The organism is Microvirga yunnanensis (genome assembly GCF_025460875.1).
Map to the genome: position 1 here is coordinate 32,340 of NZ_JAMXFI010000066.1, position 10,636 is coordinate 42,975.

The following is a 10,636-nucleotide window of genomic DNA, read 5'->3' on the forward strand; positions in this document are numbered from 1 at the left end:
GATAGACCGTGAGTGAAGACGAAGGAGACGGCAGTCAGCGACCGTCTCCACTTAAAAGCGTTCAAATAATCTTTAGTACAATTGGGGGCGCCGCGTTTTGGATAACCTGTGAGGCCTTTGTGCCTCGGTGTTCGAAACGGGTCATGCGTGGGGGTTTCCGACCTTAAAGGAGGCGGAACCTCGTGGAGGAACATTGATGTATCGCAGCGAAGATCACCGCACCTTTGCCGCTCCCAGCGAGAACGGCATGGAGTCCCCGGGCGAGCAGACGGCATCGGATGTGTGGACGCGCGTCAAGCGCCGTCTCCGGGCCGAACTGGGGGAGGATATCTTCGCGAGCTGGTTCGGACGCTTGGAGCTGGATTCGGTGATCGAGGGCTGCGCCTATCTCACCGTTCCCACCCGCTTCCTGAAAAGCTGGATCGAGTCCCACTATGCAGACCGGGTGCTGGCGGTCTACCGCTCCGAGGCCGGCGACGTGGAGCGCGTCTCCATCGGCGTGCGCAACACGCTCGGACGCGATCCCGCGGCCCAGCGCCGGGTCACCGAAGCCCCCCGCCCGGCTCCGACCGCCTCCATGGCGATGCCGAGCCTGGCCGGGGAGATCAAATCCCCCTCGGCGGCCGCTCCCCAGGAGGAGCGGGGCGAGAACGGCGACCTCGGCGGAGCTCCGCTCGATTCCCGCCTCACCTTTGAGAGCTTCATCGTCGGCCGCTCCAACGCGCTCGCTCATGCGGCCGCGGACCGGGTGGCGCACGCGCAGAACGGTCAGGCCATCTACAACCCGCTTTATCTTCATGCGGGCGTAGGCCTCGGCAAGACGCATCTCCTCCATGCCATCGGCCATGAGGTGCGGGCGCAGGGCCGCCGCGTCATCTATCTGACGGCCGACCGCTTCATGTACGGCTTCGTCGCCTCCCTGAAGGCGCAGACGTCCCTGGCCTTCAAGGAACGCCTTCGCGGCATCGACCTGCTCATCATCGACGACGTGCAGTTCATCCAAGGAAAGCAGATCCAGCAGGAATTCGGGCACACGCTGAACGCCCTCATCGATGCGGGCCGCCAGATCGTGATCGCCGCCGACCGGCCGCCGGCGGATCTCGAAAACCTCGACGAGCGCGTGCGCTCGCGCCTCGCAGGCGGCCTCGTGGTGGAGGTCAGCGCCCTCGACGAGGCGCTGCGCACCTCCATCCTCACCACCCGGGTCGACGCCCTGAAGACGATCCATCCCACCTTCGAGGTGGGCCCGAACGTGATCGCCTACGTGGCCCGCGCCATCACGGCGAACGGACGCGACCTCGAAGGCGCCGTGAACCGCCTGCTCGCCCACGCGACTCTCACCGGCTCCGCCATCACGCTGGAGACCGCCGAGACCGCGATCCGAGACCTGGTGCGCAACCGGGAACCCAAGCGGGTGAAGATCGAGGACATCCAGAAGCTGGTGGCCTCCCGCTACAACGTCTCCCGCTCCGACATCCTCTCGGAGCGCCGCACCGCCGCCGTGGTGCGGCCGCGCCAGATCGCCATGTACCTGTCCAAGGTGCTGACGCTGCGGTCTCTGCCCGAGATCGGCCGCCGCTTCGGAGGGCGCGACCACACCACCGTGCTCCATGCGGTGCGCAAGATCGAGAAGGCCCTGGGCGAAGACCACGCCCTCTCGGACGAGGTCGAGCTCCTCAAGCGGATGCTGCAGGAATAGGCCTTCGGATCCGGCCGCCGCGGGCGGACAGGGCCGGGCATCGCCCGGCCTTGCTTTCTCAGGCAACAAACGCCAACATTGCTGCCCTGCTTGTCCCGTCCGAAGCTCGTCCTTCGCGGGCACGAGCCAAGAATTTCACCGAAACCAGGTGCTAGGTTATGAGAGTTACCGTTGAGCGCGCCGCTCTGCTGAAGGCGCTGGGGCATGTGCACCGCGTCGTCGAGCGCCGCAACACCATTCCGATCCTGTCCAACGTCCTCCTGCGCGCGGACGAGGGATCGCTCCGCCTCAAGGCCACCGACCTCGACATCGAGGTCACGGAGACGATCCCGGCCGAGATCACGGAAGCCGGCTCGACCACGGTGCCGGCCTACATGATCTACGACATCGTGCGCAAGCTCTCCGACGGCGCCCAGGTCTCGCTCGAAATGACCCCCGATCTGGGCCAGATGCAGATCCGCTCCGGCCGCTCGCGCTTCATGCTGCAGGCGCTGCCGGAAAGCGATTTTCCGGATCTCGCCGCCGGCGACCTGCCGCACCGCTTCACGCTGGCCGCCGCCGATCTCAAGCGCCTGATCGAGAAGACGCAGTTCGCGATCTCCACCGAGGAGACGCGCTACTATCTCAACGGAATCTATCTCCACACCCTGGATGCGGGCGGCGCCATTGTCATGCGGGCTGTCGCTACGGACGGCCATCGCCTCGCCCGGGTCGAGATCCCGGCCCCTACGGGTTCGGAAGGCATGCCCGGCGTGATCGTGCCCCGCAAGGCCGTGGCCGAGATCGTCAAGCTCGTGGAGGACGGCTCCGAGACCATCACGGTCGAGTTGTCCTCCGCCAAGGTGCGGCTGACCTTCGACGGCGTGGTGCTGACCTCCAAGCTCATCGACGGCACCTTCCCCGACTACCAGCGCGTCATTCCCGCCGGCAACGACAAGGTGCTCGTGGTCGAGCGCGCCGATTTCTCCAAGGCCGTCGACCGCGTCTCCACCATCTCGTCCGAGCGCGGCCGCGCGGTGAAGCTCGCGCTCAACGACGGGCGCCTGACGCTCACGGTCAACAACCCGGATTCGGGCAGCGCCACGGAGGAGATCGAGGTCGATTATGATGCGACCCCGATCGATATCGGCTTCAACGCCCGCTATCTCCTCGATATCACGGCCCAGCTCGACGGCGATACCGCCCTGTTCAAGCTGGCGGATCCCGGCTCGCCGACCATCGTCCAGGACCGGGAAGGCGCATCGGCGCTCTACGTCCTGATGCCGATGCGCGTCTGATCGGCCCATGTCCATCCGGGGCTGCAAGGCAGAACCCCGGATCGTACACAGGACGAAGCCCCCGTCATCGCCGGCCATGTGCCGGCGATCTCGGACAAGAGGAGCTTGTCCTGCATGCAGCCCGCCATGATCCCGAACCGCTTCGGCGGCGCTTGATCTTTCGCGTCCGCTCCTGAATGAAGGGGGCGCATGTCCTCCTCGCCCGTTGCCGCCTCCCGAATCGCCCGCCTGATCCTCCAGGATTTCCGCACCTATGCGAGCCTGGATCTCACCGTCTCGCGCCCGCTCGTGGCGCTCGTGGGCGAGAATGGTGCCGGAAAGACCAACGTGCTCGAGGCGATCTCGCTCTTCATGCCCGGCCGGGGCCTGCGGCGCGCCGAGCTCGGCGAGATGGCGCGGAACGAGGGGCCGGGCTCGTTCGCCGTTTCCGTGACCCTCGACGCGCCTTATGGCGAGCATCGCCTCGGCACGGGAGTGGAACCTCAGCATGAAGGCTCCCGTGCGTCGCGGGTCTGCCGCATCGACGGCATGCCCGCCTCCTCGCTGACGGCCTTCGCCGAGTATCTGCGCATCGTCTGGCTCACGCCCGACCTCGATGCCCTGTTCCGCGGACCCGCCGGTGACCGTCGGCGCTTCCTCGATCGTCTCGTGCTCGCGGTCGACGCGGAGCACGGGACGCGGGTGAATGCCCTGGAGCGGGCGCTCCGCTCCCGCAACCGGGTGCTCGAGGACAATCCGGACGACCGCCTGTGGCTCGACGCGCTCGAACGCGAGGTGGCGGAACTCGCCATCGCGGTCGTCGCCGCCCGCCGCGAAACCGTGGAGCGGCTGGCGAGCCTCATCCTCGAAACCCGCGAGGAGGAATCCCCTTTCCCCTTCGCCACGATGGGTCTGGAGGGCGAACTCGATGCGCTCGTGGCCACCCTGCCGGCGGTCGATGCCGAGGACCGCTACCGGGCGATCCTGCGGGACCACCGGCACCGCGACCGGGCAGCCGGGCGCACCCTCGTCGGGCCTCAGGCCTCGGATCTGCTCGTGCGCCATGGGCCCAAGGACATTCCGGCCAACACGGCGTCCACGGGCGAGCAGAAGGCGCTGCTGATCGGGCTCGTGCTCGCCCATGCCCGGCTCGTCGCGAGCATGAGCGGAATCGCCCCCTTCGTGCTACTCGACGAGGTCGCGGCCCATCTCGATCCCCGCCGCCGGGCGGGTCTCTACGACGCGCTCGAATCCCTCGGCGGGCAGGTCTGGATGACGGGAGCGGATCCTGGCCTGTTCGCCGGGCTGCAGGGCCGGGCCGATCTGCTGCAGGTGTCAGCCGGCGTGATCGAACCCATCACAACTCCTTGATGGCCTTCGAGGCCGCCTGGCCTTATGCTGGCGGCAACATTGTCTCTCCGGGCGTCACGACCATGGACCTTGCAGGCCTGCTGCTCTTCTCCTCCGCCCTCTTCATCGCTGCCGCGTCGCCGGGCCCCGGGGTCGCGGCCATCGTCGGACGTGTCCTCGGCCGCGGGCCCAAGGAGACCGTGGCCTTCAGCATCGGCGTGGCCCTCGGCGACGTGGTCTGGCTGACCTGCGCGATCCTCGGGCTCGCGGCCCTGGCCCAGGCCTTCCACGAGGTGTTCCTGGTCATCAAATATGCCGGCGCCGCCTATCTGCTCTACATCGCCTACAAGATCTGGACGGCCCCGGCGCTCGCCAAGGACGTTCGGGCGGACAGGCGGGCCGAGCACCCGGCCAAGCTCCTCCTCGGCGGGCTTGCGCTCACCCTGGGCAACCCGAAGACGATCGTCTTCTACCTCGCGCTCCTGCCCACGATCCTCGATCTCACCCGGATCACCCTGCTGGGCTATGCCGAACTGGTGGCCGCGACCCTGACCGTGCTGGGGGTGGTCTTCGCCGGCTATATCGTGCTCGCCGCCCGGGCCCGGCAGCTCTTCACCACGCCGCGGGCGGTCCGGATCCTCAACCGCACCACGGGCGCCCTGCTGGCCGGGGCGGCGGCCGCCGTTGCGTCACGATGAAGGTCCCCGCGGCCTGAGGCCATGGACCGCTCCTGAAACGGCCCGATTCGGCGGTTTTTGGTGGATTTTTCCGCCCCGTGACGCGCGCGCGTAGGCCCATGGGGGTGAAATTTCAACCATTCATCCCTAAATAACTGATCTGACGAATCAAAACCCGGGCGCGCCTGCCCCTTTTTCCGCGCGTCTTGAAGGATCCCAAATGGCCGAACCTGCTATCAACGTGAATGCCGACGCCTATGGCGCGGAATCGATCAAGGTGCTCAAGGGCCTTGATGCGGTGCGCAAGCGGCCGGGCATGTATATCGGCGATACCGATGACGGCTCGGGCCTGCACCACATGGTCTACGAGGTGGTGGACAACGCCATCGACGAGGCGCTCGCCGGTCACGCAACGGAAGTCACCGTCACGCTCAATGCGGACGGCTCGGTGACCGTCACCGACAATGGCCGCGGCATCCCCACCGACATCCATCCGGGCGAAGGCGTCTCGGCCGCCGAGGTCATCATGACCCAGCTCCATGCGGGCGGTAAGTTCGACCAGAATTCCTACAAGGTCTCGGGCGGTCTGCACGGGGTGGGCGTGTCGGTGGTGAACGCCCTCTCGACCTCGCTGAAGCTGCGCATCTACCGCAGCGGCAAGGAACACTTCATGGAGTTCCGCCACGGCGACGCGGTGGCGCCGCTCGCCGTCGTGGGCGATGCGCCGAACAAGCGCGGTACGGAAGTGACCTTCACGCCGAGCCCTGAAACCTTCACCATGGTGGAGTTCGATTACGCGACCCTCGAGCACCGCCTGCGCGAGCTGGCCTTCCTCAATTCGGGCGTGCGCATCATCCTCACCGACAAGCGCCATGCGGAGCACAAGCGCGAGGAGCTGATGTACGAGGGCGGCGTCGAGGCCTTCGTGCGCTATCTCGACCGCGCCAAGACCCCGCTGATCCAGCAGCCGGTCATGATCCGCTCCGAGAAGGACGGCATCGGCGTCGAAGTGGCCCTGTGGTGGAACGACTCGTACCACGAGAACGTGCTCTGCTTCACCAACAACATCCCGCAGCGCGATGGCGGCACGCACCTGGCGGGCTTCCGGGCGGCGCTGACGCGCCAGGTGAACGGCTATGCGGAATCCTCCGGCCTCACGAAGAAGGAGAAGGTCTCCCTGACCGGTGACGACTGCCGCGAAGGCCTGACCGCCGTCGTGTCCGTGAAGGTGCCCGATCCCAAATTCTCGTCGCAGACGAAGGACAAGCTCGTCTCGTCCGAGGTGCGCCCTGCCGTCGAGAACGTCATGAACGAGGCGCTCAACAACTGGCTCGAGGAGCACCCGCAAGAGGCCCGCACCCTCGTGGGCAAGGTGGTGGAAGCCGCCGCCGCCCGCGAGGCCGCCCGCAAGGCGCGCGAGCTCACCCGCCGCAAGGGTGCGCTCGACATCGCGTCGCTGCCGGGCAAGCTCGCCGATTGCCAGGAGCGTGATCCGTCCAAGTGCGAATTGCTCCTCGTGGAGGGCGATTCCGCCGGCGGCTCCGCCAAGCAGGGCCGCGACCGCGCCTTCCAGGCGGTTCTTCCCCTGCGCGGCAAGATCCTCAACGTGGAGCGTGCGCGCTTCGACAAGATGCTGTCCAGCCAGGAGATCGGCACGCTGATCACCGCCCTCGGCACGGGCATCGGCCGCGAGGAGTTCAACCTCGACAAGCTGCGCTACCATCGCATCATCATCATGACCGATGCGGACGTGGACGGCTCGCACATCCGCACCCTGCTGCTCACGTTCTTCTTCCGGCAGATGCCGGACCTGATCGAGCGCGGACACCTCTACATCGCCCAGCCGCCGCTCTACAAGGCGACCCGCGGCAAGTCCTCGATCTACCTGAAGGACGAGCGCGCCCTGGAAGACTACCTCATCGGCGAAGGCGTCGAGAGCGCCGCGCTGCAGCTCGAAACCGGCGTCTCGTTCCAGGGCGATCAGCTGAAGGGCCTCATCGACGAGGCCCGCCTCGTGCGACAGGTGCTCAACAGCCTGCACACGCGCTACGACCGCAAGGTGGTCGAGCAGGCGGCGATCGCCGGGGCGCTTCGCCCCGATGTGGTGGACGATCCGCAGAAGGGACCTGCCGCTGCGGCCTACATCGCCCAGCGTCTGGACGCGATCTCGGAAGAACTCGAACGCGGCTGGACCGGCGAGGTGCATGAGGGCGGCTATGTGTTCTCCCGCACCGTGCGCGGCGTGAAGCAGACCGCGACCCTCGATCAGGCCCTCATCGCCAGCCAGGAAGCCAAGAAGCTCGACGAGCGCGCCACGACCCTGCAGGACGTCTACGCCAAGCCGGCGAGGCTCGTGCGCAAGAACGACGAGATGCAGATCGACGGCCCGCTCTCGCTGTTCCAGTCGGTGCTGTCCGCCGGCCGCAAGGGCCTGCAGCTCCAGCGCTACAAAGGCCTTGGCGAGATGACCGCCCAGCAGCTCTGGGAGACGACGCTCGACCGCGACGTGCGCTCGCTGCTGCAGGTCAAGGTGAAGGACACCACCGACGCGGACGACCTGTTCGTCAAGCTCATGGGCGACGTGGTCGAGCCGCGTCGCGAGTTCATCCAGGAAAACGCCCTCTCGGTGGCGAACCTGGACGTCTGATCGCGTCCTGTGTCTGAATACCTATAAGTCTGACTCAATTGCGAAAAAGATTGACTCAATTTGCACGGAAGTCTGACTCAAGCCTGAATTTCCGCTTCCGGCCGGAGCACGGACCTTCAACTAAGGTCCGGCTCGTGCCATTTCCGGACAATCCCGGTTCCGGGTCGAGGCGAAGGCCGTTCAGGGGCCAAGTCACTTCTCAAGGGCCCGGACGCGCGAAATGAGGTGTTTCAACAACAACCGCACGGCGGTTGTAAGGATACGTGGCACCGGATCACAGAAGCCTATGAGGCCGCCCAGCAGACCAGGAGCCCGCCTGCGACTAGATAGGAATACTGTCGAGCATGGCGTCTCCTCCGCGATTGGGTTGTCACGGCGTCCGGGACGCAAAGGCCTTTGGGCCCCAACGAGCCGAAGCTGGCCGGTCTGTGTGAACTTGCGATGGTCACCGCCCGCACAGCCGGAAAGGATGCGAGACTGAGTACCCAGGCGATGTGTTCAGCCCGGCGGCTCGTCTGCACAGAGCAGTAACTGCGCTGGGGTGGCTCTTGACGGCCAGGCGGCCCGCGGTGGCTGTGGCCGAACTCAGGCGGAGCGATCCGCCTCCTGCTCGAAGGTGACGGCCACGTCCGCATTGGCGGATAGGCGCACCCTGTCGCCCTCAATGTCTGCCACAAGGGCCAGCGGAACGGTATGATGGTGCCCCTTGTGGGAGCCCTCGCCGCTGTCCTTCCGTGTTAGCTTGATGTGGTCGCCCTCGACCCGATCGACCGTTCCGACGTGGACGCCGTCAGCGCCGATCACCTCCATGTGCTCCCGAATCCTGCTGACATCGGTCATGGCTTTCTCCCGTAGATGACGGGAGCACAACGCATGATGACGGATTTGGATGCCGCCGCAAGCTCGTCGCCCGACAGCCTTCACCTGCTCCAGGCGCGAAATTCCCTGACCCCACAGGTCCTCCTGGCGATCATGCTCTACCATGTGTGCCGCGCGCAGATCCTGGGGGTAGACCTCACCCCTGCGGACCAGGACGCGGAGCCTGTCTTTGATGTCTGGATCGGGTCAGACATTCGCATTCAGGACCCCTCACTGAACGTCTGCTCTCGAGCGCCAAAGGAAACAAAGCGCCTACGTCTCAGGCGTGCCAGTTGTGGCCCTTCTGTCCCTTTTTATGCCTCATGCATTTAGAGAAAGTCTGCGCTATTATGCGAGCGTAGTCGACCTGCGGATAAAGTAGCGCTCGTCACTTGCTCGACAAGGCGCGCATGAGAACCGCGCCACTGCTCTCCGGGCCGAACAGCACTCGCCGGCCACCGCAGCGCGTGCTGGACTACCAGATGGGCCAGTCGACCTTCAGCATCCGGAGGAGCAACGATCATGGCGGAAGACCAGCACGAGGCGTTGATCCGCGCCTACATCGACGAGGTCTTCAACGGGCACCGTCTGGACGCCCTGGACAAGTACTGGGACGATGATCTGACGTCACACTGGCTGGGAATGGAGACGATCCACGGCCTGCCAGCCTGGCGCGCAGCGATGGAGGGCTTCTTCGCCGCATTTCCGAATGCTGCCTACACCCTGGACGACATGTTCTTTGCTGGTGACCGAGGCGTCTGGCGTGGCCACTGGCAAGCGACCCAGCAGGGCGAATGGCAGGGGATCGCCGCGTCCGGCCGCAACGTGACGTGGACCGTCATCATCATTGGCCACTTCGTCGGGGGCAAGCTGAAAGAGGACTGGGTCGAGTTGGACCGGCTCGGCCTCTTCCAGCAGCTCGGATGCGTTCCAACCGGTTCGTAGGGTCTGTCGCAACGGCAGATCACAGCCTCGGCACAAAAGGGCCTTGCATTGCAACGGGGGATCAGACGACAGCCAGGGTGAGCCGAGAACATCCGCATCTCTTTGGAAATCCCCGGTATTCCTGCTTGAGGAGACATCCTGCCAACCAGGATGAATTGTGGGACAATAGAGGAACGCATCCTGGGAGGCTGTCATGGCCGAGTATGTCTGGCGCCACGATCTGAAGGGCGAAGCGGAGCGACTGAGATTGATGTCGGACTTGCTTGACCCACCGAGCCGATTTCATCTGTCCGAGACAGGCGTCGGCATCGGTTGGCGTTGTCTGGAGATCGGTGCCGGCAACGGCTCGCTCTCGCAGTGGCTCGCGCAGCGCGTCGGTCCGACGGGGCACGTCATCGCCAGCGACATTCGTACCGACCTGATGCAAGGAATTGCGGCCAGCAATTTGGAAGTCCGCAAGTTTGATGTCGTGAACGACGAGCCATCGGATGCCCCCTATGACCTCATCGCAATTCGAGCCCTCCTGCACCATCTTCCCGAGCGCCGCGCCGTGGTGAGCAAGGTTGTCCGCTGGCTTAAGCCGGGTGGTTATCTTTTCGTGCAGGAGCCCGACTTCTACCCCACGTGGACCGTCGAGCCCCTCTCCCAGAAACGCTTCTGGGAGCAATTCATTCAGTGGGCAGCAGCCCACCAGATCGACTACTACGTTGGTCGCAGCATCCCCGCATGGCTGCAAGCAGAGGGGTTGATCGATATCTCCTCCGAAGGGCATGCCATTCTCTACAATGGTGGTTCGCCATTCGCGGAATGGTGGGATTACGGAATCCGCGAAGTCGCAGATAAGTTGAAAGCGGAGAGCGGAATATCCCAGGCAACACTCGACGAGTTCTATGACCTCTCCCGCGATCCAGATTACTGGACGACAACGATCGCATTCACGGCAACCACTGCACAGCGCCGAACGGGATCTTGACTGAGATCAGCCTCGGATCAGACATTCGCATTCAGGACCCCTCGCTGAACGTCAGCTCTCGAGCGCCAAAGCAGACAAAGCGCCTATGTCTCAGGAGTGCCGATTTTGTTAAGGCTTGTTGGATGCCTGCCGCGGCGGAACGGAACCGCGGCACGAGCGGCAGGCGTTCGACAAGCCTCAAAGGAGGAAACCGCGGAGCACCGTGCTGACGCTGCGGATGTTATGGGGATT

At 65.1% G+C, this 10,636-nt stretch carries 8 protein-coding genes; 7 read left to right on the forward strand and 1 reads right to left on the reverse strand.

Annotation, left to right across the window (positions count from 1 at the left end; translation table 11 throughout):
- Positions 1 to 247: 247 nt before the first annotated feature.
- From dnaA to gyrB, 5 genes are all read left to right on the forward strand, one after another.
- Entirely contained in the window at positions 248 to 1,699 is a 1,452-nt protein-coding gene (gene dnaA, locus NF876_RS26700) for a chromosomal replication initiator protein DnaA (protein WP_262271400.1), read from the forward strand.
- Between the two features lie 158 nt (positions 1,700 to 1,857).
- Entirely contained in the window at positions 1,858 to 2,976 is a 1,119-nt protein-coding gene (gene dnaN / locus NF876_RS26705) for a DNA polymerase III subunit beta (protein ID WP_262271393.1), read from the forward strand.
- A 189-nt stretch (positions 2,977 to 3,165) separates the two neighbouring features.
- Positions 3,166 to 4,326, forward strand: coding sequence for a DNA replication/repair protein RecF (gene recF / locus NF876_RS26710; RefSeq protein WP_262271394.1), 1,161 nt, complete (start codon positions 3,166 to 3,168; stop codon positions 4,324 to 4,326).
- Complete coding sequence (locus NF876_RS26715) at positions 4,326 to 5,003, forward strand: LysE family translocator (RefSeq protein WP_315975080.1); 678 nt, start codon at positions 4,326 to 4,328, stop codon at positions 5,001 to 5,003. The genes recF and NF876_RS26715 overlap by 1 nt, the downstream gene beginning before the upstream one ends.
- A gap of 199 nt (positions 5,004 to 5,202) precedes the next feature.
- Entirely contained in the window at positions 5,203 to 7,629 is a 2,427-nt protein-coding gene (gene gyrB / locus NF876_RS26720; RefSeq protein ID WP_262271395.1) for a DNA topoisomerase (ATP-hydrolyzing) subunit B, read from the forward strand.
- Positions 7,630 to 8,214: 585 nt separating this feature from the next.
- On the opposite strand, the gene NF876_RS26725 is transcribed toward gyrB, so the two are convergent.
- Positions 8,215 to 8,469 (reverse strand): DUF2171 domain-containing protein, encoded by a 255-nt coding sequence (locus NF876_RS26725; RefSeq protein ID WP_009488682.1) that lies wholly within the window; start codon positions 8,467 to 8,469, stop codon positions 8,215 to 8,217.
- A gap of 540 nt (positions 8,470 to 9,009) precedes the next feature.
- Here NF876_RS26725 and NF876_RS26730 point away from each other — a divergent pair.
- Both NF876_RS26730 and NF876_RS26735 read left to right on the forward strand, forming a co-directional pair.
- A complete protein-coding gene (locus tag NF876_RS26730; RefSeq protein WP_262271396.1) occupies positions 9,010 to 9,432 on the forward strand; it encodes an ester cyclase in 423 nt (140 codons plus the stop codon).
- A gap of 193 nt (positions 9,433 to 9,625) precedes the next feature.
- Complete coding sequence (locus tag NF876_RS26735) at positions 9,626 to 10,405, forward strand: class I SAM-dependent methyltransferase (RefSeq protein ID WP_262271397.1); 780 nt, start codon at positions 9,626 to 9,628, stop codon at positions 10,403 to 10,405.
- The last annotated feature ends 231 nt before the right edge of the window (positions 10,406 to 10,636 follow it).

Excerpts from the sequence above, each read along its gene's own strand:
- dnaA (WP_262271400.1), top strand. The coding sequence starts at position 248 with ATGGAGTCCCCGGGCGAGCAGACGGCATCGGATGTGTGGACGCGCGTC.
- dnaN (WP_262271393.1), top strand. The coding sequence starts at position 1,858 with ATGAGAGTTACCGTTGAGCGCGCCGCTCTGCTGAAGGCGCTGGGGCAT.
- recF (WP_262271394.1), top strand. The coding sequence starts at position 3,166 with ATGTCCTCCTCGCCCGTTGCCGCCTCCCGAATCGCCCGCCTGATCCTC.
- NF876_RS26715 (WP_315975080.1), top strand. The coding sequence starts at position 4,326 with ATGGCCTTCGAGGCCGCCTGGCCTTATGCTGGCGGCAACATTGTCTCT.
- gyrB (WP_262271395.1), top strand. The coding sequence starts at position 5,203 with ATGGCCGAACCTGCTATCAACGTGAATGCCGACGCCTATGGCGCGGAA.
- NF876_RS26725 (WP_009488682.1), bottom strand. The coding sequence starts at position 8,469 with ATGACCGATGTCAGCAGGATTCGGGAGCACATGGAGGTGATCGGCGCT.
- NF876_RS26730 (WP_262271396.1), top strand. The coding sequence starts at position 9,010 with ATGGCGGAAGACCAGCACGAGGCGTTGATCCGCGCCTACATCGACGAG.
- NF876_RS26735 (WP_262271397.1), top strand. The coding sequence starts at position 9,626 with ATGGCCGAGTATGTCTGGCGCCACGATCTGAAGGGCGAAGCGGAGCGA.